Genomic DNA, 25,188 nt, shown 5'->3' with positions numbered 1-25,188 from the left:
AAATTTCATCAATAGTGTTTATATATTTGCCTATTTTTTTTATAATAGTATACTTATATGGTAACTATTATAGATTAAAAGTATAGGTTCATACTTTTAAGGGCATTTCTATTGATATAATCAAAAATTTAAACTATTTGAGGTGAGAAAAACGAAAAGATTACTTAATATGTTTTGGACTTTCTTTAAAATTGGAGCTTTTACCTTTGGTGGAGGTTATGCAATGATACCACTCATTGAGACTGAAGTTGTAAGTAAAAAACAATGGCTTTCAAAAGAAGATTTCATGGATATAATTGTTGTTTCCCAAACTTTTCCTGGAGCTTTAGCAGTTAATAGTAGTATATTTATTGGTTATAGAATTAACGGCCTACTTGGCGCTATCATCGGGCTTCTAGGTGTGATTTTACCTTCATTTTTCATAATATTATGCATTGCAGTTTTCTTTATGCAATTTAGAGATTATTATTATGTTGATTTAGTTTTCAAAGGCATTTCTGCTGCAGTACCAGTTCTTATACTCATAGCTGTAGTAAGCTTATCCAAATCTTTAAAGAAAAGCTATGTAAATCTTATTATAATCTTAATTTCTATGGTAAGTATACTATTTTTTAATGTACACCCTGTTATAGTTATACTTTTATCTGGTTTATACGGGATTATATTTCTTGGAAAGAAGGTGAAGTAAATGTCTATTTTAATTAAAATTTACCTATCGTTCTTTAAAATAGGTGCCTTTAGCTTTGGTGGAGGCTATGCTATGCTTCCACTTATCGAAAGAGAAATTGTATCCACTAATAATTGGATTACCTTTAAAGAGTTTGTTGATATTATTGGTATATCACAAATGACTCCGGGACCCATAGCCATAAATTCAGCTACTTTTGTAGGTTATAAAGTTTCTGGAGTACTCGGTGCTATTTCTGCAACCCTAGGCGTAGTTTCATTTTCTTTTATCTTAGTTTCCATAGCTAATCACTATATTTCAAAATTTAAGGAATCCTATATAATGAAGGCTGCACTATCCGGTATGAGGCCTGCACTAATTGGCCTTATAATCTCTGTATTCTTATCCATGGGAATGGAATCATATAAAGATATTAAAAGTATAATAATTGGAATTATAATTTTAGGAATATTATTAACTAATAAACTCCATCCAATTTTAGTAATAATAATTTCAGGAATATTGGGTATTGTATTTTATTTTTAATAAATTAAACGGTAACAACAAATACTATACACGAGGTGGTATTTATGTTTTTTAACAAAACTATAGAGGAAGTTCTAAAAGAATTAGGCTCCAATCCACTAACAGGACTTTCTCAAAAAGAAACAGCCCTAAAAAGAGAAAAATTCGGACTAAATGAGTTAGAAAGTAAAAAGCCTAAAACTTTAATATCTATGTTTTTTTCCCAATTAAATGATATTTTAATTTATATTTTAATTGCAGCTGCTGTAATTTCTGCCCTCCTTGGTGAAACAAGTGATGCAGTTATAATTGCTATTGTAATTGTTATTAATGCTACAGTCGGAATTATTCAAGAGTCAAAAGCTGAAAAAGCTCTTGATGCACTAAAAAAATTATCTACACCTAAAGCTGTAGTTAGACGCTATGGGCAGTTAAAAGAAATTCCATCTAACGAAGTTGTACCCGGTGATATTATTATTATTGACGCTGGAAGATACGTGCCTTGCGATTTACGGCTTATTGAAACTGCAAATTTAAAAATTGAAGAATCTACACTTACAGGAGAATCTGTGCCAGTAGATAAAGATGCATCCCTGGTCTTAACTGGTGATGATATTCCACTCGGCGATCAAAAGAATATGCTCTTCATGTCAACACTCGCAACTTATGGTAGAGGTATAGGCATTGCCGTATCTACTGGAATGAATACTCAGCTAGGTAAAATTGCTAAAATGCTAGATGAAAAAGTAGACGACCAGACCCCCTTTCAAAAAAAACTGGCTGAACTTGGAAAATACCTAGGAATAGGTGCGTTGTTTATATGTGCTCTTATGTTTATAGTAGGCGTTCTTCAAAAAAGAGATATTTTTGAAATGTTACTTACATCTATTAGTTTAGCAGTAGCTGCGATACCTGAGGGTCTTCCTGCAATAGTCACTATAGTACTTGCTATGGGCGTTCAAAAAATGATAAAAAAGAATGCAATTGTACGTAAATTACCCGCAGTTGAAACTTTAGGTTCAGTAAATATTATATGTTCAGACAAGACAGGAACATTAACTCAAAATAAAATGACTGTAACAAAATTCTATACAGATGGCCTCTTAGGTAATATAACCAATTTAAACATTAATGACAATGAGCATAAGCTCTTACTTGAGAATCTTATTTTATGTAATGATGCTACGTACTCTGAGGGTTCAAAAACAGGTGACCCCACTGAAATTGCTTTACTAGTAGCTGGGGTAAATTACAATATATTTAAAGACCATTTAGAAAAAATCCATAAAAGAATCGCTGAGATTCCTTTTGAATCAGATAGAAAATTAATGACTACTGTAAATAAATATGATAATGAATATTATGTAATGACAAAAGGGGCTATTGATAATCTCTTAAAACTATGTACTAAAGCCTGTATTAAAGGCAATATAATAGAAATTACTCCAGTCATAAAAAAAGAAATATTAGATGTGTCTAATAAAATGTCTGATGATGCTTTAAGAGTTCTAGGCGCAGCTTATAAAATTCTTCCAACATCTCATGTGGATATTGATTCTTTAGAAAGTGATTTAATACTTATTGGCCTGGTAGGTATGATAGATCCACCTAGACTGGAAGTTAAGGATTCTATTTCTGTGTGCACGAATTCCGGAATAAAAACTGTAATGATAACCGGCGATCACCAAAACACAGCTTTTGCTATAGCGAAAGACCTTAATATTACTAAAGATCCCCTAGCAGTTATGTCTGGCTCTGAGCTTGATAAACTTTCAGATGAAGAACTAAATAGTAAAATTGATAATATAAGGGTATTCGCAAGAGTGTCTCCAGAGCATAAAGTAAAAATTATAAATGCTCTTAAATCCAAAGGAAACATTGTATCAATGACTGGTGATGGAGTAAATGACGCGCCATCCCTGAAAATGGCAGATATAGGTGTAGCCATGGGTATAACAGGTACTGATGTAGCTAAAGGTGCTGCTGATATGATATTAATAGACGATAACTTTTCAACTATCGTTTCCGCTATAAAGGAAGGAAGAAATATCTTCACGAATATCAAGAAAACTGTAGTATTTCTTATTTCCTGTAATGTTGGAGAAATTATAGCGCTATTTCTTGCAATACTTTTAGGTTGGGCATCGCCACTTAGACCTATCCATATATTATGGGTTAACTTAATTACAGATACGCTTCCAGCTTTAGCTTTAGGTGTAGATCCTGGCGACCCCGACGTAATGAAGTATAAACCACGCAACCAAAAAGATGGTTTATTTAAAGGTTCAACATTAAGTTTACTTCTTAACGGATTGTTAATAGGTTTAGTAACTTTAGCAGCCTTTATAATAGGTGCAAAATATTATAGTGGCATAACTAACTTATTCCCACTATTCCCTCAAAACATTTCACAAGATGCTTTAAAACATGCACAAACTATGGCATTTGTAGTACTTAGTGTTTCTCAGCTTGTTCATTCTTTAAATATGAGAAATAATAAAAAATCCATATTCCAAATAGGTTTATTTTCAAACAAATATTTAATTGCAGCTATAGTTTTAGGTATACTGCTACAAGATTTGATAATAACTATTCCACCTCTAGCAAATGCTTTTAGTGTTCATGCTTTAAGTTTAGCAGATTGGGGTATCGTTACTATTTTAGCCTTAATGCCATTACTTTTTAATGAAATTGTAAAGATATTTAAACGTAGTTCATCTAAAATATAAATAGTAAAAGGCCGATGAGTTAACTCATCAGCCTTTTACTATTTTAAATATATCTAATTACTTTAATCTAGTACCTTCTTCATCTTGATGGATTAGCCCATTTTTCATAAGTCCTCCTAATGCCCTTTTAAATGCATTTTTGCTTGTTTTAAAAACTTTCTTTATATCATCTGGAGAACTTTTATCATTGTATGGCATAAAGCCATCACTTTTATCTAAGTATTCTATTATTTGTTCCTCAACTACATCTCTTTCTTCTAGTCTTGGTTTTCTTGCTGTTACGTCCATTTTGCCATCTTCATAATATTTTTTCACTCGTACACTTAATCTATCTCCTGGTATTACACTCATATAATTCTCATTTCTTAGAATAACCGCCCTATAAATATCATCAATAGCTATCATTACTGTACCATTAGTCTGGATTCCGTATACTGTTCCTTCCACTTCCTCATCAATATCATATGAATCTGTATCGTATAAATATTTATCAATAAAAGTAGTGGCCGCTATTCTTCCAGTCTTATCTAAATATATATAAAAAAGATATTTTTTGCCTGTTTCTAATTTGTAATTTTCCTCCTTAAAAGGAACTAATACGTCTCTTTCTAAACCAATTTCTACAAAACTTCCTATTGCAGTCATGTCAATTACTTTAAGGTAGGCTAAATCACCAACCTTTGCAAGAGGTTTTTTTAAAGTTGAAATTAACCTATCACTTGAGTCCCTATATACGAAGGCTTCAACTTCATCATCAATATTAAGTGCTCTACCTAAAGTGCTTTTCATTGGCAATAATATATCATCACTAGTGTTTTCAGTCTCTGCGCCCAAATAGTACCCAAATTCTGCTCGCCTAACTACTTTTAAATTATTAAATTCTCCTATTTTTATCATTTATTATCTCCTACCTTTTTTAAACTTTTGACCAATCTATATATTTGTTAAATTTATCAACATATTGTACTAAATATTTTCTATAAACATGTATTTATATTTCTGCTCATCTGTCACCTTTTCTATTCCATTTAATATTATCATTTTTCGCGCTCTATAACAATCTAAATTAAGGTATGGTCATTTATTTGTTTTGTATTATATTTCATTGAAAGCTCTACATAATGCTGAGCTGATTTTTTTAATCCTTCCTTTTCCTCTGTAGTTAGTTCGCGAATGACCTTTGCCGGCACTCCCATACAAAGAACCCCTGAGGGTATTTTCTTTCCTTGAGTAACTAAGCTACCAGCGCCGATTATAGTATACTCCCCTATTTCTGCTCCATTTAGTATAGTACTTCCCATTCCAATTAAAGTATAACTTGAAATTTTACAACCATGTATTATGGCATTATGTCCTATAGTTACATACTCTCCAATATTAACCGAAAATTCATCATCATTATGTACTGTACAATTGTCTTGAATATTTGTATAAGAACCTATAGACATGGAATTCATATCGCCTCTTAATACAGCTCCAAACCAAATACTACTGTACTCTCCTATAGACACATTTCCTATAACATCTGCACTGTAAGCAATATAAGAATGTTTATGTACATTAGGTATTTTTCCATCAAATTGATGTATCATAATTTCATCATCACCTCTTCCAAAATAATAAATACGTAGGTTTATTATGCATAATAATAAATATTTAGGTTTATTATGCATAATAATAAATATTTATTATTTTACATAATAATAAATATTTAGATTTATTATTTTACATAATAATAAATATTCAGGTTTATTATTTTACATAATAATAAATATGTATTTATTATACTACTATATTATATAAATTTGCCGTTTATTCGTCATATTTTTGGTTAATATTTAATGTTGATTTTTATTTGATTCTATTATATAATACCATCTGTAGTTATAATTCTTTTTCTACTTACTACATATGGTGTTATACTAATATAACACATAATAATTAAACTAAATAATCAAGAAAATCTTTTAGTGTAGTAATATCAACCATACAGAAGTATGTTTTACATAATTTAGACTTAATCTTAATTATCATGCAACTAATAGGAGGTGAATATACTAGCTTTTTAAGCTAGTATTAATTATGGCGGAGATAAAAAATTTAATCAAACGATTTTATACAAAGGAATTAGAAAAAGATAAAACTATTACTGTTTTTGATTTGTTCAAATGGAAAAAGGTAAATGTTTTTTTAAAAGACCATAAAACAAATAAAGTGCTTTTAGATATGAAGGCTTTAGAATTTCCAGAGCATTACTCTCAAAATTCTTGCGATATTATTGCTTCAAAATATTTCAGAAAATCTGGTGTTAATAATAAGCAAGGTTATGAGGATAGTATGAAAATGGTAGCTCATAGACTTGTTAATTTTTGGTGTGAATCCTTGACTGATGAGACTATTATTAAATCTCAAGAGGAAAAAAGCATTATTTATGATGAATTAATATATGCATTTTTAAATCAAATGTTTGCACCAAATTCTCCTCAATGGTTTAATACGGGCCTTAACCTATCCTATGGTATAAAAGGCGAATCATTAGATAATTTTTATTACGATGAAAAAGAAAAAATGATAGTTAAAAGCGAAGATGCTTATACAAGGACTCAAGCTTCAGCTTGTTTCATTCTATCAATCCAAGATAAACTACTTGGCAATCATTCAATCTCTGAGCAGTATGTAACAGAGACTAAATTATTTAAAGGTGGCTCTGGCACCGGAACTAACTTCTCATCCATAAGAGGTATAGGTGAAAGCTTATCTAGTGGTGGAGTTTCATCAGGTCTTATGAGTTTTTTAAGAGGACTTGACAGAAATGCTGGAGCTATAAAATCTGGTGGAACTACAAGGCGTGCTGCTAAGATGCTATGCCTTGATATCAATCACCCTGAAATAATGGAGTTTATGACTTGGAAAGCTAAAGAAGAAGATAAAGTACGCGCTCTTACTAAAATGGGTTATGATGGTAGCTTTGAAGGAGAGGCTTATGAGACTGTATCTGGCCAAAATGGAAACAACTCCATAAGATTCTCAGATGAATTTATGATGAAAGTTGATACCTTATCGAAAAATCCTAATCAGACTATTACTCTTAAAGGGAGATGTGATTCCACAGTTGATGCAGACATAAGTGTTAAGACGCTATGGGATACCTTTAATACCGCTGCTTGGCAATGTGCTGATCCAGCGCCTCAATTTGATGACACCTTTAATGCATGGCATACTTGCCCCGGTGGAGAAGATGGAGTAGTTAATGCTAAACATAATAGAATTAATTCGACTAATCCTTGTGGAGAATATGCTTTTTTAGATGATACCTCTTGTAATTTAGCTTCTATTAATATTTATAAATTTTATGATGCTTTGACTAAAAAATTTGATGTAGATGGATATGTCCATCTAATAGGACTTACTCAATTAGTCCTTGAATCCTCCATTCATTGGGGCCAGTTTCCAACTGAAGATATAGCAAGGAAAAGTTATTTATTTAGAACCACAGGTCTTGGGCTTTCAAATTTAGCTTCTTTATTTATGGTAATGGGCTATGCCTATGACTCAGAAGATGCTAGAAATATAGCTGCAGCGCTAAGTGGAATAATGACTGCACAGGCTTATTATGTATCATCCCTACTTTCAAAAGAACTAGCTCCTTTTGAAAAATATGAAATCAACAAAAAACATATGCAAATAGTTATAAGGAATCATGCAAGAGCTGCTGGAGCTCTAAATAGTAACTATGAACATTTGAATTATGATCCTATAAAAGTTAACCATGATATTTTAGGTAATGATTCCCTAAGCAATATAAGTGAAACCTTAAAAAACTGTTGGTCAAAAGTACTAAGCAGTGGTGAAAAATATGGTTTTAGAAATGCTCAAGTTACAGTTCTAGCTCCTACTGGCACTATTTCTTTTGCAATGGATTGTGGTGCAACCTCAGTTGAACCATATTTCAGCCATTTTATTTATAAAAAATTATCTGGTGGTGGATTTATGACCATCGTAAACCCTGTAATTAAAGACTCATTGGATAACCTTGGATATTCCGAAAGTGAAACAAATGATATTCTTGATTATATTCTAAGAAAAGAAAAGGTTGATGAAAACGGCTTTGAATATGAAAAAATCATTGATGGAAAAATTGAGGGTGCTCCACATTTAAAGGTAGAACATTTGCCTATATTCGATACAGCAAACAAATGCGGTAGCGGAAAAAGATATATTTCATTTATGGGACATGTTCTCATGATGGCGGCAATAACCCCAATGATATCAGGTTCTATATCAAAGACTGTAAATCTACCTAAAAATGCTACCATAGAAGACTTTAAAGAAGTGATATTAAATTCTTGGAAGCTAGGCGTGAAAGGTATCTCCTTATATAGAGATGGTTCAAAAGCAAGTCAACCTTTAAACACTACTTTATCTGTTGACAAAGAACTGTTACTTGAGGATTTATCATACGAGGCTCTTTTAAAGAAAGCAAAGTCATTACAAGAAACTTCAAACCACTCCACAAGAGAAAAGCCAATTGGAATACGTTATGGAACTACTCATCCTGCTCAAATTGATGATGTAAAAGTCTATACTACGATAAATAGGCGCTCAAACGGAGAAATTTCTGAAATATATATAACTACAGATAGGGAAGGTACTATAATTACTGGATTATTGAATTCTCTTTCAAAGGCAATTTCAGTAATGCTTCAGCATCATGTACCTGCGCAAGCCATTTCTAAAATGCTTCGCGGACAAAAATTTGAACCTTATGGTTTTGTACAAAAGCATCCTTATATTAAATCTGTTTCTTCTATATCTGATTTAATTAGTAAGATTATTGATATAGAACTAGGAGATTATAGTAGATGTCAAATCAAACCTGAAAATTACGACAACGCTAATATACCTAAAAATCCACTAATGCCTGGTGAGACTGAAATTTCAACTGGCCTAGCAGACGCTGAGAATGTCCTCGCCCCTACTAACATAAGCACAGACACTATCCAAGGGGAAAGATTATACTCTGAAACCTGCTCTCATTGCTCAAGTACTAGGCTTGTTAGAAACGGCACTTGTAAAGTTTGCCTTGAATGTGGAACTACTACTGGATGTAGTTAGCTTCAACAAACCAAAATCTCACAATTATTTTGTGACAGTTAAAAAGTATTAAATATTATATATATAGACACATTCAAAAGGAGTACAAATTCCCCATGGAAATTTGTACTCCTTTTTATTATTTTTTATTATTTTTATTCCTATTAGGTTTAGCCTTGGACCTAATTACTACATCGTCCTTCTTATCTTTTTTAGCATTAATATTTGCAGAACCTATGCTTGTTGAATTTTTTTTAAAAATATTCGAATTTTTTAAAAAACCTGATAAATCCGTAAACCATAAAATCATAATAGCAGATATTCCTGTCATTACATAGTAAGTTGCATGATTTATAATATTAGGCCATATGAGCACAGGAACCACATATATTGCAATAGCTAATAAAAGTACTATCCACTTGTTAATATTTAACTTATCTAGTACATAAGCTTTTAAAACATTATATATTACAAGAACAATAATTGCAAATGCAACAACGCTAAGTATTTGTATTAAGATATTCATATTTTATCCCTCCCTTTTTTATAGATAATGTTAACACTATCTTTCTATAAATAAATGTATACTATACATTATCAAACATATTTTAATATATATCAATAGCTTATGCATTAATTTATCTATTTATATTTGTATTTAAAAAAAGTTTATACCAAAATATCTGTGAGCAGTATTTAATAAGAACTGTACTTAATTATTTAACATATTATTAATAATCCACTATTAAATACATGGTGAAATTAAATATTTTTTTTTAATATAGTAATAATTTTTTAAAAATTGTAAACAATAATACTAAGACTTATGAAAGAGGAGATGTTTACAATGAAAGCATTAGATGGTACTGCACTAGTATTAGTTATCATAGGCGCTATAAATTGGGGACTAATTGGATTTTTCAAATTTGACCTAGTATCAAGCTTATTTGGCACTGGAACAGCATTTACGAGAATTATTTTCGCTCTAGTAGGTTTATGCGGTCTATACTCTTTATCTTTCTTAGGAAGAGACGGAGCTAGCGACAGCGATAGAACTGAGGTTAAATAATTTTCAAATAAATATTTCTATACAATATAAAAGAAGCTGAAGTTTCAAATTCAGCTTCTTTTATATTACTTCAGCTTTAGGGCATTTAAATAAATAACAAGTAACCATATAAATCTATTTTTCCTCACGTTCCTTATTTAAATTATTTTGGATTATATTTTGTACTACCTCTGAAATTTTTACTTTTTCTTCCTTTGACATACCCTCAATATATATAGGTTTATCTATTATAAGCTTAGCATTTGTCTTTTTAATTTTCCCATTATTACCTTCCATCGCTTTATAAGTATCATAAAATGTTATAGGAACAATAGGTACCCCAGCCTTTATTGCTAGCCTCATACTACCTTTTTTAAACTCACCTAAGCTGTTACTTCTACTTCTCGTACCCTCTGGAAAAATAATCATAGAATATCCATTCTTTAAATTTTGAACACCTTCCGAAATTGCCTTCAAAGCTTCTCTTGGATTTTCCCTATCCATAAATACACAATGTATTTGCCTCATCCAATAGCTCATTATTGGTATTTTTTTCATTTCTTTTTTAGCAACTGCACCAGTAAGTCTATTCATATTAGATAATATTACTGGTGTATCAAAATTACTTTGGTGATTTCCCACAAAAACACAAGGCTCATTTGGTATATTTTCTTTTCCTACGACTGTTAAATTTAATCCTGCAACCCTAAGCACAAAATTAGACCACTTCGTAGCTACTTTGAATATATACACATCTGCCTCTTCTCTAGTTTTATGTTTTTTTATGCTATTAAATTTTATCTTCTCAAAGCTTTTACCGATCAAATTGATAATAAAACACAAATAAAAATATATAGTTCTCATATCACTGTTCCTTTCATTTTACGATTGAATTACAACTATAATTATACTAGTTTATAAGACTTATTTCAAATTTGTCCTTGGATATTGATATTTTTTTATATAATTGGATAAAATCATTTATATGCTTCAAATATTTCATAGGAGATTAATCATATGCCAAAGAAAACCTGGTTAAAATATATTTTACTTTGTACCGTCTTAGTTTTTATATCTGTCTGTGTAACTATATGTCATAAATCTACTATAAAAACTAACTTAAATTTAGAAAATAATATGGTTACTCATTTTATTGATGTAGGACAAGGTGATTGTATACTTGTTCAAGTAAATAATAAAAACTTACTAATTGACAGTGGCACCGTTGATTCAACTCAAAAGTTAATTAGATATCTAAAAAAAAATAATGTTAAAAAACTTGACTATGTAGTTGCAACTCATCCCCACGAAGACCACATAGGCGGTATGGCTAAAATAATTAAAACCTTCGATATAGATGAATTCTATGCCCCTAAAGTCATATCTTCCTCGCAGTCATTTGTTGATATGATCAATTCTCTAAGAAATAAAAATCTTAAAATAAAAGTATCCGCCCCTAATATATCTTTAGATTTAGGCCCTAATACAACATGCGTTATGCTATCACCTAATAAAACAAGTTATGAAAATACTAATAATTACTCCTGTACAATAAAGGTATCTTATAAAAATTCAACTTATTTATTTACAGGTGATATAGAGTCCCTAGCTGAGCAGGAACTACTAGACAATGGTTACAATTTAAAATCTCAGGTGCTTAAAGTAGCTCATCATGGCAGTAAGTCATCAACCTCACAAGAATTTCTAAATAAAGTTTCTCCAAAAATTGCTGTAATAAGTTGTGGAACTTACAACACTTATGGTCATCCAAATAAAGGAACCTTAGCTAAATTGAAAAAGATAAATTCTATTGTCTATAGAACTGATTTAGATAAAAATATTATACTTATAAGCGATGGCACGAACATAAATAAAAAAAACTAGTTACCTAGTTTTTTTATTTAAATCAAGAAAACATTAATTTAAATCTTCTTCGAATCTATGTAGCGAATCATGTAATGATCTAATTGCCATAATATTATCATTTATAATGAAATAGTACCAATTTTAATTAAAAACAGCAAAACTACACCAACAATTATTCTATAAATAGCGAAAACCTTCATAGGTTTTTTCTTTAAATAAGAAACAAATTTTTCAACCACAATTAATGCAACTAAAAAGGCTGTTACAAATCCAATAACCAAAGTTATAATTTCTCCACTACTAAAATTCATTCCGCTTTTAAATAAAGTTAATGCTGTAGCTCCAACCATAGTTGGTATCGCTAAAAAGAAAGAAAACTCAGTTGCAGCAACTGTAGAAACGCCACAAATCCAACCTCCCATTATCGTCGATGCTGATCTTGACATACCTGGCCATAGTGCTAAGCATTGAAAAAAACCTATTTTAAATGATTGCTTAATACTTATTTTCTCTATACTTTCCGTTGTATACTTTTGCCTAAATCTACCTTCTATAATAATCATTAGAACTCCGCCAACTATTAACCCCACGGCTACAGTTCCTGAATTAAAAAGATATTTATCTATTTTATCATTTAGAACAAACCCAAAGACTGCAGCTGGTATAAATGCAACTATAATATTAGTCCAAAACTTAATACCTGAGGGTTTCCCTTGAAAAAACTCCACAACTGATTTCCATATTTTATTCCAATATAAAACTATAATTGCAAGAATAGCTCCTAATTGAATGACTACCTCAAATTGATTTGCAAATGCCCCTTTAAAATTTATAATATCTCCTACAATGATCATATGTCCAGTAGAGGAAATAGGAACAAATTCTGTTACCCCTTCTACTATAGCTATTATTATAGCTTTTAACACCAATATAACGTTTAAATTCATCTAATGTCTGCTCCCTTCTAGGCATAATTTATTATATTCTATTTGTATGTAGATATGTTTATTTTTCTATTAATAAATTGCATGATTTTTATTGAGTTCTCAAATTTATTATCATTATTATCTATAAGTTTATTTAGTCCATACTTTGTTTTAAGTTTTGATAAGTTCTCATTTCGAGAATTCAATTAATAAAAATGAATAACTTAAATCCGTTCCAGCTTTAAGATTCCAAATAACTATACCTATTGTTATAATAGCAGAAATTAAAACCCTATAAAAAATACCATTCTTTCATTATTCCTCCTTATTCAAAATACCTATAGATACTCATTTATTTAATGAGTATATCATATTTACGCAAAAAATCACATAAAAACCCGTCGGATTATAATGCTTCTAGCCGTCGGGTTTTTATATTATTTATATATAGGTCCAGCTTTTTTTATGTTTTCTGCAACTCCTTTAAATTTGCTAAAGTTCTCAGCAAATTTGAATGCTAATTCTTTAGCTTTTAAAACATAATTTTCTTTATCTCCCCATGTATTTTGTGGATTCAACATTTTTGTTGGAACATTTGGCACCGCCACCGGTATATCTACTTTAAATATTGGATGTTCTTTATACTCAACATCCTTAAGCTTACCTTCAAGAGCAGCTTTTACCATAGCTTTCGTATATGATAGTTTCATTCTTGAACCTACCCCATATTCTCCGCCAATCCAACCTGTATTTACCAAAAACACTTCAGTGTCATATTTGTCTATTCTCTCACCTAAAAGCTTTGCATAAACTGAAGGGTTCATTAGCATAAAAGCTTCTCCAAAGCAAGATGAAAAAGTCGCTTTCGGTTCTGTAATCCCACGCTCTGTACCCGCAAGCTTACTTGTATATCCCGAAATAAAATGATACATTGCAGCTTCTTTTGAAAGTTTTGAAATTGGTGGAAGAACTCCAAAAGCATCTGCTGTTAAAAATATTATAGTGCTTGGTTGTCCACCAATTCCACTTAGTTCTGCATTTTCGATATATTCTATAGGATATGCGCCTCTGGTATTCTCTGTTAAGCTATCATCATCATAGTTAGGCATATTATTATCATCAAGCACGACATTTTCAAGCAATGCACCAAATTTTAATGCTGAGTAAATTTCACTTTCATTATTTTTATCTAATTTTATAGTTTTGGCATAGCATCCACCTTCAAAGTTAAATACTCCTTTATCACACCAACCATGTTCATCATCTCCGATAAGCTTTCTTTCTGGATCTGCCGACAATGTGGTTTTTCCTGTACCTGAAAGGCCAAAGAATACTGCTGTGTCTCCATTTTTACCTATATTGGAAGAACAGTGCATTGGGAATACGCCTTTCCCAGGCAATAAAAAATTCATTATTGAAAAAATTGATTTTTTAATTTCTCCTGCATACTGTGTTCCACCAATTAAAACAATTTTCTTATCAAAATTTATTATAATAAAAGCTTCAGAATTCACTCCATCTTCTGCTCCTTTTGCTTTAAATCCCGGAGCCGCAATTACTGTGAATTCAGCCTTATGATACTCAAGCATTGTTTTATCTGGTCTTCTAAATAATTGATTAGAAAGCAATGCCTCTGATGCAAATTCATTTACTACTCTAATAGGTAGTCTATATTCTTCCATAGCACCAACATAACCATCAAATACAAATATATCTTTATCACTTAAATATTTACACACTTGACTATACAAATTTTCAAAAATCCCCTCTTCAATTGGTAAATTTATATCGCCCCAATTTATTAATTCTTCAACACTTTCTTGTGAAACTATAAATCTATCCTTAGGCGATCTGCCTGTATATTTTCCTGTGTTTACAACCAATGCACCTGATTCTGATAAAGTGCCTTCTTCTCTTTGCAGCGCAAAACTTACTAGATCGGATACAGGTAAATTCCTGTATTTTTTTTTTGATGTTCTTATATTTAAATAATTCAAGTTTTTTAAACAAACCACAATGTTACCCCCAATTACATAATATCATTATTTCTATATCTAATAATTTTAAAAATAATTAGTATATTTAACCTGCCTATAAAATTAGTTACTATAATAATATAGTACAACATCCCAACAAAAATGCAAGATAAAAATTGAAAAAAAATTCCTTCAATGCTTTTTATGCATAAATTCCTTCATTATAGTAATTTATTATTGTTATAGATAACTAAATCTTATTAATATAAAAAAATGTTTTCGGCTTCTGTTACTAACAGTATTTGTTACAGTATGGAACCCCCACTTAAAGAGGTTTCAAACTTTCCTTCTGAAATGTCGTTAAATCTAACGTTTTGTGTGTTATAGTTATATTCTAATAAATGCATAACTAAAAATCCAAATTATTTAATTTTGAGTTACATTAATATGTTAGAGATTTATGCAAATATGTTATAATTATATATTGGCTTAAATATATAATTATTTATTTAACAATGGTGGGGTTGAGGCATTTTCTTAAAAGGATCACCTATAAGAATAATTAACAGAAAAAATGAAATAAGCTATTCATCTTTACTACTGACTTTTTTTATGAATTATACAAATGACTATTGCCCAACGCCTCTAAATGGCGATGCTAAGCTAAATTTACTAAGTAGATTAAGTAACCACTCCAAAGATTCAGGTTAAAATAAGTGATGAGTTTTTCTATATAAATGTCAATAATAATAATAATAATAATAATAATAACTAAGTGCATAAGTACAATTAAAGGATGTGTTTAACATTAAAATTCAGTCGTTACTCAGTATATTAGTTTCAAAGTCCATTATGAAATTATCAAAATTTTTATTTCAAGGTGGCACAAATTTCCCCGGCAAAATTGCCTTAAAGCTTGATAAAAATATTTTAAAAACAATTGCTAATAATTATGAGGTTATACTCATAACCGGTACAAATGGAAAAACCACAACAACAAGCATGATTTACAGCATCGTAAAAGATAGCAATAAGCAAGTAATTACTAACAATACTGGAGCAAATATGTATACAGGAATAGTTGCGTGTTTTATTTCAAATTATTCTTTTAAAAAGTCTTGCGAGAAAAAAATAGCTGTTATAGAAGTAGATGAAGCCAATGTAAAGTTTGTAACTGAATATATATCTCCGCGTATAATTACTGTTACCAATTTATTCAGAGATCAACTGGACAGATATGGTGAGGTGTATACAACGCTCAAGAAGATACTAGAAGGTGTAGAAAAAGTTCCCACAGCGACACTTCTTCTTAATGGGGACGAATCTTTATTCGGAAACTTAAACCTCAAAAATGATATTGTATACTATGGTTTCGGTACTAAAGTTAATGATAACAACATTGTAGATATCAATGCTGATGCTAAATTTTGCACAATCTGCAAATCTCCTTATGAATATAATTTTATTACCTACAACCATCTAGGGGACTTCTATTGCAGCGGTTGTGGATATAAACGTCCAAAGCTTACATACTCTGTGGATAAAATTGTTGATTTAAACACCAGTGGTTCCACTGTTCATATTAATAATAAAGAGTATTACATAAACCAACCAGGTACTTATAATATTTATAATGCCCTATGTGCATATTCCGTAGCTAAGTTACTTGGCCTTGAAGATACCTCTATAGAGCACTCTCTTAAAACAGTAGCTAGTAGCTTTGGCAGACAAGAAACCCTTAATATTGAAGGCAAAGAGGTTAAAATAATATTAGTTAAAAATCCAGCTGGCTATGATGAAGCAGTAAACACTATTAATCTTGATAAACGGAAAATAAATTTATCGCTTCTGCTAAATGACAATTATGCTGATGGAAAAGATGTTTCATGGATTTGGGATGTTAATTTTGAACGTCTAACTAGCCTTAATATTAACAAAATTATGATATCAGGAATACGTTTGTATGATATGGCCATAAGACTTAAAGTAGCAGGTTTTACCTCAGAATCCTTCCTCTTATGCAAAGACGAAGAGTCCTTACTACATCAAATCAAAGCTTGCGATGGTGAAATAGTTTATATACTAGCTACCTATACTGCCATGATAAATTTAAGAAAATCTTTACACGCTAAAGGATACATAGATAAAATTTGGTAATATAAAAAAATTTAAATTAGAAGGTGAATATTATGGAAATTAACATTTGTCATTTATATCCTGATTTATTGAATGTTTATGGGGATGTAGGAAATATTTTAATATTGAAACATAGAGCTGAACTGCGTGGCATTAAAGTAACCATTGTTAATATATCTATGGGCGATATTTTCAAAGTAGAGGATTATGATATTGTATTTTTCGGTGGAGGACAAGATTATGAGCAGGCCATAGTTTCCCCTGATTTAATAGAATTCAAAAAATCTGCTATAGAAGAATATATACAAAGTGGAAAAGTGTTTTTAGCCATTTGTGGTGGATATCAATTGCTTGGTAAATATTATACTACTCCTGAGGGCGTGCAGCTTGAGGGTCTTGGTATTTTAGATATTTACACTGAAGGCGGAGATAAACGTTTCATAGGCAACACAGTTATTCATAATGAAGCTTTTGATGAAACCTACGTAGGCTTTGAAAATCATTCTGGAAGAACCTACATTAACAACTTAAAGCCACTTGGCACAGTTGAAGTTGGCTATGGCAACAACGGAGAAGACGGTTATGAGGGCTGTGTTTACAAAAATACATTCTGTACTTATTTCCATGGCTCCCTTTTATCTAAAAATCCTGAGCTCGCAGACAGAATACTTACACTAGCATTAACTAATAAATATAATGAAGTAGCCTTAACTTCTTTAGATGATAGTTTAGAAATTAAAGCTAAACAATTTATAATAAATAGAGAAACTTCTAAATAAAATAAAAAAAGATGTAGGACTTGGATAATTCCAAACCTACATCTTTTTTTCTAATTGGACCGCTAAACTGAAATACTTTATAGAATCAGCTACATTACCAAGTTTATGATACATACTTCCCATTTCTAAGTAACGCGAATATATATTTTGCTTCGCACCGAATTTCAATAATGAATCTAAAGACAAGTTCATATACATCTCTGCATTAGATGCCTTTCCTTGTCTGTCGAGAATAATAGCTTTATAATAATAGCTTTTTTCAATTAATTTAATATCATCTAAATTAATTGCATAGTTTAACACTTCATCCGAAATAGACTGTGCGAACTCTATTACGTCATTTTTAATAAGCTCTTTAACGATATCTAGCATAAAGCTAACTAGTCCTCTCTTATCGCCCCTAGGATATACGCTTAAACCCTTATTGATATATTCAACTGCTCTATCTTTCATATTACAGTCGAACATTGTGGATCCATAATTAAAAATAGCTATTGCCTTACTAGAATTTTCATCTTTATACAGCTTATACGACTTTTTTTCATATTCTTGGAACTTACCATTGTTCACTCTTATAGATAGCATAGCCAACATATGATATATCTCGGCCGCTTTAAATTCTGTATCCACGTGCTTAAGTAAATCTAATAGTCTTATTCCCACATGATAAGCGCGTTCAAAATTTCCAAGCATAATGTTACAGGCAGCCTCACTATAAGTTACCGTTATTATTTTTTTATAATTAGGCGTCTTGCTCGCTTTTAACCCTTTTCTCACATTACAATAATAGCTCGAGGCTTGAAGATAATCTTCTTTTATATATAAGCGTCTTGCCATGTCTATATAGTAAGTTAATTGATTATCCTCTATTGATGTTTTTAGGTGTAAATCATAATATTTTGAAGTAATTAATTGAGTCTTCTCAAAGTCTTTTTTATCTAAGTAAAAATTAAACAACATATGTATTAGTTCAATTGCTAAATCATAGTAATTATATTTTTCAGCAAACTTCAAATTATAAGATACTTTAGCTTCAAATGCATCATCATTGATATCATTTGTATCATTTACATGAATGACATTCATGTCATTCTGTTTCAACTCCTTAATGTTTTCCTCAATTTGATCAAACACGTTTTCATTTAAATATTCAAGATCTATGTCCAATTTATTACTAATCAGTTCAAGTACCCAACGTTCCGCCATGACCTTGTTATTTTCTATACAGCTCATTTTAGACACTGAGATCTTGTCATCGCATATTTCTCTCAAGGTATATCCTTTGTATATTCTAGTCCTTTTTATTTTTTCTCCCGTTGATAATATTTCCATCCTCATCACCCATCCACAAGTCAAATAACTAATTTATGATGCTAACCATAAAATAGCTTTACTTAAATCATCTTCTGAAATGTCGTTAAATCATCACCTGCGGTGCTGCAATATCAACGACTTCAGAAGGAGATTTATATTCCCACTAAAGTTTTTTCTTTGTTATAGTCCGTAACCCCCTCTTATAGAAGAGGGAGACTTTCCTTCTGAAATGTCGTTAAACTACTTAATTATTCCTAGTTTTTTAAATAACTCTACACCTTCGTTTAGGTATTTAGCTGCGTCCGTACCTCTACCGCCTTCAATATAGAACTTTCCAATCATTATAGATATCTCAGCGGCTTCCTTTATTTGCCCTTGTTCTTTCACAAAATTTAGTGCTTGTACTAAAGTGTTTTCTGCTTCATTCTTATTGTCTTCTAATAAATCGACCCTATATTTTAATAAATAGTAATGGCATAACTCTTTATAATTTCCATCTTCTATATATTCTATAATACGATCTAAAGCTTCCTTAGCTTCATTTACATACTTAAGCTTAATATAATTTTCACAAATATTTACTAAGGTATCTATTAACTTTAAGTCATTAGTCTTTTGCCTTATTTCCTTAGCTTTATTTAAATGTATAAATGATTCTTCCATGTTTTCAAACTCATAGAATAATCTCCCTAAATTGTTTTCTATATCTGACACATAACTTAAATTGTTAATTTCATAAAAAACTTTCAAAGTAATCTCTGAATATTTTATAGCATTCTTAATATCGCCTTTTTTATTATATTCATGTGCTAATAATAAAAGTGAATTAGCGTATTCTTTCTTATTATCTATTTGCTTAAACTTTTCTTGAGCTAAATATGAATATTCTATAGCCTTTTCTATATTTTCTAATTTGAAATAAGTAAACCCTATGTAATAATATATTTCACCTAATAAAAAATCATTTCCAATCTGATTATCCGTAAAAACCTTTTCGGCTTGCTTAAAATAACTCGAAGCTGACTGATAACCCCTAAGTTCAAGTGTTATTTTCCCAAGCTTCAGAAAAGTTCCAATTATTTCTTCATAAGAGTTATTTTTGATGAATATTACATTTGAGGAAATGAAAGCCTGTTGAGCTGATGCGACCTCTTCCCTAGCCATATATATATCCCCTCTTAATGATAAATTTCTGGCTTTTCTATATTCCAATTTATATTTTTCAGAATAACATATAGATTTTTCGATATTTTGCTCCGCTTGTATTAAGTCACTATTTAGAATAAGTGCTTCAGCAATATTTTCATAAAATAAACATATTTTCTCAGCTTGAGCCTCTTCCGACTCCATTAGATATTCAACAGATGTATTTAAGGCATTTGCCAAATATTCTAATAAATCCATGCTGGGATTAGACTTCCCCGATTCAACCAAACTAATTTGTCCAGGAGTTATTCTGCTTCCTGCAAGATCCTTTAATGTCATATTGAAATTTTTTCTTTTCCTCTTTATCTTTTCTCCTAAAGACAATATTTCCATAATCACTCTTCCTTTACAACATGGTAATATATATATAATATTATTAATTTAAACAATCTTAGACAATTTTAATTCAATTATAACATAGTTTACCTATAAAATTAAAATTTTATGAACAATTCTTTGATTCTCATTAATAAAATTAAAAATTGTAAACTATACATTTATTTGTATATTTTGGAATTTTAATTCGTAATAATGATATCAATTAAAAACTCCAAACTATATATTTATTAATATAGTTTGGAGTTTTCTAATTATGTTTATAAAATATAATCCTTCACGTTATCATACATATCTCCTGCCATATTCATTACCACTTTACCAGCTTTTTTAGCTCTTCTTTTTGTGCTCCTGTCCATATTAGGAATTAGCATTACACCTGCTGCTACTCCAATTATTGCCCCTGCTGTAATTGTTGATATAAATTTATTATGCATAAGTTACACATCCTTTCATTCTTTAGTTTATTTACTCTTTATAGGATGTGCATTTTTCAAATAATTAATCTCTTTTTTTTAAACTTTATCTTTATATCTGACATTAAAAAAGCTAATAATTCACAAATATTAATGTCATAACTTAAAGTTTTTATAAATTTTCATAAAGTATAACGACATTACGAATAAATATCTGACAGTTCAACTTGTATACTTTCGTTTTTACTTCTCACATTGCTACTATATATCATATTTTCATGAAGTACCTTTTTTGAAGGAAGCAAAACTGTAAACTTACTTCCTTTCCCAAATTTACTTTCAACATATATATTACCACCATGTAATCCTACAATCGACTTAACCAAACTTAAGCCAATGCCTGTACCTTCTGCATTTCTTGATAGAGATTTATCTACCTGCTTAAATCTATCAAATATCATATCCAAGTGCTCTTCTTCAATACCAATGCCATTATCCCTCACTGATATTTCTACATACTCGTTCATATCCTTAATGTCCACAAATATTTCATCACCTTCATCTGAAAATTTTATCGCATTTGATATAAGATTCAATGCTATTCTTTCTACCTTTTCTGTATCACAAGCAATAATTTTTTCTTCTATATCCGTATCGAAAATAATATTTAATCCTTTACTTTCAGTTAGTGCAGTTACAGACATAACTATTTCTTCTACAACTTCAACTATATTGTTATTTGATAGATTTAGTTTAAAGAATCCTGCTTCAATTTTTGATAAATCAACTATGTTATTAATAATTTTAGATAATCTATAGGAATTTTGCTTAATTGATTCAATGTATTTAATAATTGAATCCTTTTTCTCGTCCAGGGACCCACTATTGCAATACATATTAAATAACTGAGCTGTTGCAAATATAACATTTAGAGGTGTTTTAAGCTCATGTGATATGTTAACAAGAAATTCTCCCTGTAATTTCAATGCTTTTTCCATGATCATATTAGATTTTATTTCATTAGTAACATCTATTATTAAAATTAATATTTCTCTGACCTCTCCATTTAATTCAATCATGGGTTCAAAAATAATATTCCAATATACTTCGTTCCCATTTATTAAAAGATTTTTTTTATTCAAATACTTAATTTTCTTTTCTTTTAACACTTCACCAATACACTGGTAATATTCTCTTGTCTCTAATGTTTTAAATAACCCTTCAATCCCATTATTTTTTATTTGCTCCATTGATTTAACGGTAGGTCTGAGCAACTTAATTATACTAAATGCCTTTTTATTAATATCCACAATCTTTAAATCAGGACATGATAATCTGACAAGAGGTAAATCAAAAGTATTTACCATTCTGTTCAAAAATTCATATCGGCTTCTTATAGCTTCTTCATGCTTTAAATAGGTTGTCATATCTTTGCTGCAAATCACACCTAAAGTAAATTTCCCTTCGAGGTCATATATAGGCGTTCCACTAACATCTAATTGTAATGTTTTATAAGGGGACTTTACTATAAGTCTCATGTTTTTAAATTTTTCACCCCTCATAACTCTATGAGATGGAATATTTTCAGTCTCAATTTTTTCTCCAAAAGCATCATAAAACTCAGATGTTTTATACCCATCAACTATATTTTCCATGCAATTATAAGATTGGAAAAACATTTCCCTCGATGCTTTGTTAATTAATACATATCGTTCTTTATTGTCAAAAATAGCAATAGAATCAGATATATTTTCTATGATAGCTTCTAATTCCTTTTTCTGTTCTTCAATTTTTCTAGATTGTTTAATTGTTTCAGTAATATCATGAAAGCATGATACTATCATAGTTAACTCTCCACTCGCATTATAAATTGGAATTGAACTAATTTCAGCAAAATACTCTTTATTAGGATGGCATACGAATATCTTAATATTTTTTATTCTTTCGCCTCTTAATGCTCTAACTGAAGGAAAATTTTCAAATGGTATCTCCTTGCCTTTCATATCAAATGCTTTAGTGTTTTTATAAGCATCGCCTAGGGTAATTCCTATGTCTGATTGACAAACTAACCTCTTCGCTTCTGCATTCACCATTATAACTTCACCTTTATTATCTGCAAACATTACTCCCTCAGATAAATTTTCAATTACGCTAATTAACTGTATATTCTGTTGTTCTAATTGTTCTAACTTCTCCTTTTGCTGTTCTAATATCTTGTTTTGTCGTTTTATACTTTTATTTTTTAAAACCCTTTCAGTAATATCATTAGCGGTTACAAATCTGTATTTCATCTTTCTGTTTTCATATATAGGCATTTGCGTAGATTCCCAATAAGTTGTACCTCGTGCAAACTCATCAAATCTGACTTCATTTATATATCTGGTCTTTTGCGAAACAAGAACATTATTCCAAATAGCTTCAACTTGACTTCCTGCAAACCCTGTTAGAATTTCCTTAATAGATCTACCTATACTATTTTCTTCTTTATTAAAAGGTGAATCTAAAAAATTAAGATACGTCTTATTTGCTCTAAGCAGTATTAAATCGGGCAAACTGTAAACAGCTGCGCCCGATATCTCATCTACAAATATTTGTTCTACAAAAATGAGTTTTTCATCAAGTCTAGAATTTAATTCCTCAACAAAAGTATATTTTTTTATATTTGCCTCGGTATCATGAAAAAGCGATATATTTACTTCTCTTGCACTGAGGGATTTTGTGAATATATATCCCGAGTACTTACTGATTATACTATCAAGAAATATTTGTGAATTGATTTTAAGCATTTCCCCTATTTCTATAAGTGATTTACCTAACAATTCATCCAATGAATATCCTGTAAAATCAAGAAACCCTTGATTAACCTCTGTTAAAATACTCCCACTACAATAGAAATATGGTTCTATTATTCTGCTATTAAAAATATTTCCCAATGTATTCCTCCCCCATATTCATATTATATTTGTGTTTTTTTAATTTTATCTAATAAATAAGTAATAAAATTTGTTTTATCGGAACTACTTAGATTATCTATTACCGACCTTACATCTTCTGGATTTAAGATATATTCACTAAGAATATTGCTAAACCCATCTAGCTTAATTTCTTCTTTACTTTTCTCGTCCTTAGAATTTATAACAATTATATTCGACTCCCCATTGCTCGCTATTTTTAAAATTTCTTGTTTTACAACGTCACTTGCTACATTTATAATATTTTTATGCAACCATTTTTCTACAACTTTATCTGATTTTATACCTAGCCTTTCTTTGCATTTTTCATCAACAAGCTCATTAAATAAATCTCCCGTGTGACTATCCACCTTAACAAATATAACTTCTATTCCACTACTCATTAATTCTTGCATTTTCTCATAATATTTTTTTGACGATTCTTCTTTTCTATCCCAAAATCCTGTAGCATGGTAACAAATCCCTACATAATCATGAAATATTACTACTTTCTTTTCACCTTTGTTCTGAGCATACTGCACACCTTTTAATGCACCTTCTAGTTCTCCTGCTATTTGTCTTATATTTTTTGCTGTATCGCTTTTCCCTGCACCGCTCTCTATATGTATAACTACATCATTCCGCGTAGCTACCATTCCATAACTATACTCCTCCGTGGCAGAATTGTAGCTGCCATCAACATAAATATGAAGGCAATTTTCCGGATAATTATTATCTATTTTTTTTAATACATCTCCTACCCCACTTAAGAACTTTTTAGCTTCATTTATATCCTCAAAACTCTTATATTTAGCACCTTTTACACCTTTTACATATTTTAAGCACTCTGCCCAAGTGCCAACTATTTTATTCACTATTTTTTTATTAGTACTAAAATTAAATCCTTCCTTTATTGCATAAACTTTCTTTCCCATTTTATCTGTTCTCCTTTTTTAAATCTATCCTAGTGTTAAACCTTAAATAAAGTATACAACAAATAATGAATTTATCAATTATAATTTTTACATTATTTACATTTCCAAATTCTATTAGGTTCAATGGACAAGGCCTCATAAAAATATTATAATAGCCATTATAAGTTGATATTTCTTCAATACAATTTTGTATAACATTCAAAATTCACAAACTACTATAACAGATATATTAGTATAACATTTAAATATTAGAAACAAGGAAAAAAATATTAGGCACATTCAAA

General features: G+C 30.1%; 19 protein-coding genes. 8 read left to right on the top strand and 11 right to left on the bottom strand.

Translation table 11 applies throughout. The features are described from left to right. The first annotated feature begins 169 nt into the window (after positions 1 to 169). Genes ACWJKS_RS03570 through ACWJKS_RS03560 form a run of 3 tightly spaced genes read left to right on the top strand, consistent with a single transcriptional unit; the run spans position 170 to position 3,921 of the window. On the top strand, positions 170 to 688 hold the full coding sequence (locus tag ACWJKS_RS03570; RefSeq protein ID WP_216302766.1) for a chromate transporter: 519 nt from the start codon (positions 170 to 172) through the stop codon (positions 686 to 688). After that, positions 689 to 1,213 carry a chromate transporter gene (locus tag ACWJKS_RS03565; protein WP_462960463.1) on the top strand — a complete coding sequence of 175 codons (525 nt, stop codon included), beginning with the start codon at positions 689 to 691 and terminating at the stop codon, positions 1,211 to 1,213. Positions 1,214 to 1,257: 44 nt separating this feature from the next. Further along, a complete protein-coding gene (locus tag ACWJKS_RS03560; protein ID WP_462960462.1) occupies positions 1,258 to 3,921 on the top strand; it encodes a cation-translocating P-type ATPase in 2,664 nt (887 codons plus the stop codon). A gap of 57 nt (positions 3,922 to 3,978) precedes the next feature. Here ACWJKS_RS03560 and ACWJKS_RS03555 read toward each other — a convergent pair whose 3' ends face one another. Together ACWJKS_RS03555 and ACWJKS_RS03550 are read right to left on the bottom strand one after the other, a co-directional pair. Then, on the bottom strand, positions 3,979 to 4,818 hold the full coding sequence (locus tag ACWJKS_RS03555; protein WP_220286427.1) for a CvfB family protein: 840 nt from the start codon (positions 4,816 to 4,818) through the stop codon (positions 3,979 to 3,981). A gap of 164 nt (positions 4,819 to 4,982) precedes the next feature. Further along, positions 4,983 to 5,513, bottom strand: a complete 531-nt coding sequence (locus ACWJKS_RS03550; RefSeq protein WP_165411520.1) for a gamma carbonic anhydrase family protein — start codon at positions 5,511 to 5,513, stop codon at positions 4,983 to 4,985. 490 nt (positions 5,514 to 6,003) lie between these two features. Between ACWJKS_RS03550 and ACWJKS_RS03545 the strand changes: the two genes are divergently transcribed. Further along, positions 6,004 to 9,036 carry a vitamin B12-dependent ribonucleotide reductase gene (locus ACWJKS_RS03545; RefSeq protein ID WP_220319939.1) on the top strand — a complete coding sequence of 1,011 codons (3,033 nt, stop codon included), beginning with the start codon at positions 6,004 to 6,006 and terminating at the stop codon, positions 9,034 to 9,036. Positions 9,037 to 9,154: 118 nt separating this feature from the next. On the opposite strand, the gene ACWJKS_RS03540 is transcribed toward ACWJKS_RS03545, so the two are convergent. After that, positions 9,155 to 9,541, bottom strand: a complete 387-nt coding sequence (locus ACWJKS_RS03540; RefSeq protein ID WP_216302754.1) for a hypothetical protein — start codon at positions 9,539 to 9,541, stop codon at positions 9,155 to 9,157. 321 nt (positions 9,542 to 9,862) lie between these two features. Here ACWJKS_RS03540 and ACWJKS_RS03535 point away from each other — a divergent pair, with 321 nt between their 5' ends. Continuing rightward, positions 9,863 to 10,084: a DUF378 domain-containing protein gene (locus ACWJKS_RS03535; protein WP_462960461.1), complete on the top strand. Its 222-nt coding sequence runs from the start codon at positions 9,863 to 9,865 to the stop codon at positions 10,082 to 10,084. Positions 10,085 to 10,198: 114 nt separating this feature from the next. On the opposite strand, the gene ACWJKS_RS03530 is transcribed toward ACWJKS_RS03535, so the two are convergent. Then, positions 10,199 to 10,927 carry a lysophospholipid acyltransferase family protein gene (locus ACWJKS_RS03530; RefSeq protein ID WP_216302753.1) on the bottom strand — a complete coding sequence of 243 codons (729 nt, stop codon included), beginning with the start codon at positions 10,925 to 10,927 and terminating at the stop codon, positions 10,199 to 10,201. A 153-nt stretch (positions 10,928 to 11,080) separates the two neighbouring features. Between ACWJKS_RS03530 and ACWJKS_RS03525 the strand changes: the two genes are divergently transcribed. Further along, a complete protein-coding gene (locus ACWJKS_RS03525; RefSeq protein ID WP_216302752.1) occupies positions 11,081 to 11,947 on the top strand; it encodes a ComEC/Rec2 family competence protein in 867 nt (288 codons plus the stop codon). A gap of 101 nt (positions 11,948 to 12,048) precedes the next feature. On the opposite strand, the gene ACWJKS_RS03520 is transcribed toward ACWJKS_RS03525, so the two are convergent. Both ACWJKS_RS03520 and pckA read right to left on the bottom strand, forming a co-directional pair. Further along, on the bottom strand, positions 12,049 to 12,876 hold the full coding sequence (locus ACWJKS_RS03520) for an undecaprenyl-diphosphate phosphatase (protein ID WP_462954304.1): 828 nt from the start codon (positions 12,874 to 12,876) through the stop codon (positions 12,049 to 12,051). Between the two features lie 416 nt (positions 12,877 to 13,292). Then, a complete protein-coding gene (gene pckA, locus ACWJKS_RS03515) occupies positions 13,293 to 14,870 on the bottom strand; it encodes a phosphoenolpyruvate carboxykinase (ATP) (RefSeq protein ID WP_462960460.1) in 1,578 nt (525 codons plus the stop codon). Positions 14,871 to 15,629: 759 nt separating this feature from the next. On the opposite strand from pckA, the gene ACWJKS_RS03510 reads away from it, so the two are divergent. Next, on the top strand, positions 15,630 to 16,988 hold the full coding sequence (locus ACWJKS_RS03510) for a DUF1727 domain-containing protein (RefSeq protein WP_462952559.1): 1,359 nt from the start codon (positions 15,630 to 15,632) through the stop codon (positions 16,986 to 16,988). Positions 16,989 to 17,020: 32 nt separating this feature from the next. Next, the gene (locus ACWJKS_RS03505; RefSeq protein ID WP_165411511.1) at positions 17,021 to 17,746 is read left to right on the top strand and encodes a type 1 glutamine amidotransferase; all 726 of its coding nucleotides are present in this window, start codon (positions 17,021 to 17,023) and stop codon (positions 17,744 to 17,746) included. Positions 17,747 to 17,782: 36 nt separating this feature from the next. On the opposite strand, the gene ACWJKS_RS03500 is transcribed toward ACWJKS_RS03505, so the two are convergent. From ACWJKS_RS03500 to ACWJKS_RS03480, 5 genes are all read right to left on the bottom strand, one after another. Then, positions 17,783 to 19,078, bottom strand: a complete 1,296-nt coding sequence (locus ACWJKS_RS03500) for a helix-turn-helix domain-containing protein (protein WP_220286433.1) — start codon at positions 19,076 to 19,078, stop codon at positions 17,783 to 17,785. Between the two features lie 222 nt (positions 19,079 to 19,300). Continuing rightward, positions 19,301 to 20,599 carry a helix-turn-helix domain-containing protein gene (locus tag ACWJKS_RS03495; RefSeq protein ID WP_165411509.1) on the bottom strand — a complete coding sequence of 433 codons (1,299 nt, stop codon included), beginning with the start codon at positions 20,597 to 20,599 and terminating at the stop codon, positions 19,301 to 19,303. A gap of 263 nt (positions 20,600 to 20,862) precedes the next feature. Then, the gene (locus tag ACWJKS_RS03490; RefSeq protein WP_165411508.1) at positions 20,863 to 21,039 is read right to left on the bottom strand and encodes a YtxH domain-containing protein; all 177 of its coding nucleotides are present in this window, start codon (positions 21,037 to 21,039) and stop codon (positions 20,863 to 20,865) included. A 179-nt stretch (positions 21,040 to 21,218) separates the two neighbouring features. Continuing rightward, on the bottom strand, positions 21,219 to 23,951 hold the full coding sequence (locus ACWJKS_RS03485) for an ATP-binding protein (RefSeq protein WP_462960459.1): 2,733 nt from the start codon (positions 23,949 to 23,951) through the stop codon (positions 21,219 to 21,221). A gap of 23 nt (positions 23,952 to 23,974) precedes the next feature. Beyond that, a complete protein-coding gene (locus ACWJKS_RS03480; RefSeq protein WP_462960458.1) occupies positions 23,975 to 24,904 on the bottom strand; it encodes a ribonuclease H1 domain-containing protein in 930 nt (309 codons plus the stop codon). Positions 24,905 to 25,188 lie beyond the last annotated feature (284 nt).

Source organism: Clostridium sp. CM038 (assembly GCF_055081105.1).
The sequence above is the reverse complement of the archived record's forward strand: the minus strand, read 5'-3'. Positions and strand labels throughout refer to the sequence as shown.

Bases quoted from the DNA above. Each gene is read 5' to 3' on its own strand.
- ACWJKS_RS03540 (WP_216302754.1), bottom strand. From the start codon at position 9,541: ATGAATATCTTAATACAAATACTTAGCGTTGTTGCATTTGCAATTATT.
- ACWJKS_RS03555 (WP_220286427.1), bottom strand. From the start codon at position 4,818: ATGATAAAAATAGGAGAATTTAATAATTTAAAAGTAGTTAGGCGAGCA.
- ACWJKS_RS03570 (WP_216302766.1), top strand. From the start codon at position 170: ATGTTTTGGACTTTCTTTAAAATTGGAGCTTTTACCTTTGGTGGAGGT.
- ACWJKS_RS03545 (WP_220319939.1), top strand. From the start codon at position 6,004: ATGGCGGAGATAAAAAATTTAATCAAACGATTTTATACAAAGGAATTA.
- ACWJKS_RS03495 (WP_165411509.1), bottom strand. From the start codon at position 20,599: ATGGAAATATTGTCTTTAGGAGAAAAGATAAAGAGGAAAAGAAAAAAT.
- ACWJKS_RS03535 (WP_462960461.1), top strand. From the start codon at position 9,863: ATGAAAGCATTAGATGGTACTGCACTAGTATTAGTTATCATAGGCGCT.
- ACWJKS_RS03525 (WP_216302752.1), top strand. From the start codon at position 11,081: ATGCCAAAGAAAACCTGGTTAAAATATATTTTACTTTGTACCGTCTTA.
- ACWJKS_RS03480 (WP_462960458.1), bottom strand. From the start codon at position 24,904: ATGGGAAAGAAAGTTTATGCAATAAAGGAAGGATTTAATTTTAGTACT.
- ACWJKS_RS03550 (WP_165411520.1), bottom strand. From the start codon at position 5,513: ATGATACATCAATTTGATGGAAAAATACCTAATGTACATAAACATTCT.
- ACWJKS_RS03520 (WP_462954304.1), bottom strand. From the start codon at position 12,876: ATGAATTTAAACGTTATATTGGTGTTAAAAGCTATAATAATAGCTATA.
- ACWJKS_RS03490 (WP_165411508.1), bottom strand. From the start codon at position 21,039: ATGCATAATAAATTTATATCAACAATTACAGCAGGGGCAATAATTGGA.
- ACWJKS_RS03565 (WP_462960463.1), top strand. From the start codon at position 689: ATGTCTATTTTAATTAAAATTTACCTATCGTTCTTTAAAATAGGTGCC.
- ACWJKS_RS03505 (WP_165411511.1), top strand. From the start codon at position 17,021: ATGGAAATTAACATTTGTCATTTATATCCTGATTTATTGAATGTTTAT.
- ACWJKS_RS03530 (WP_216302753.1), bottom strand. From the start codon at position 10,927: ATGAGAACTATATATTTTTATTTGTGTTTTATTATCAATTTGATCGGT.
- ACWJKS_RS03560 (WP_462960462.1), top strand. From the start codon at position 1,258: ATGTTTTTTAACAAAACTATAGAGGAAGTTCTAAAAGAATTAGGCTCC.
- ACWJKS_RS03500 (WP_220286433.1), bottom strand. From the start codon at position 19,078: ATGGAAATATTATCAACGGGAGAAAAAATAAAAAGGACTAGAATATAC.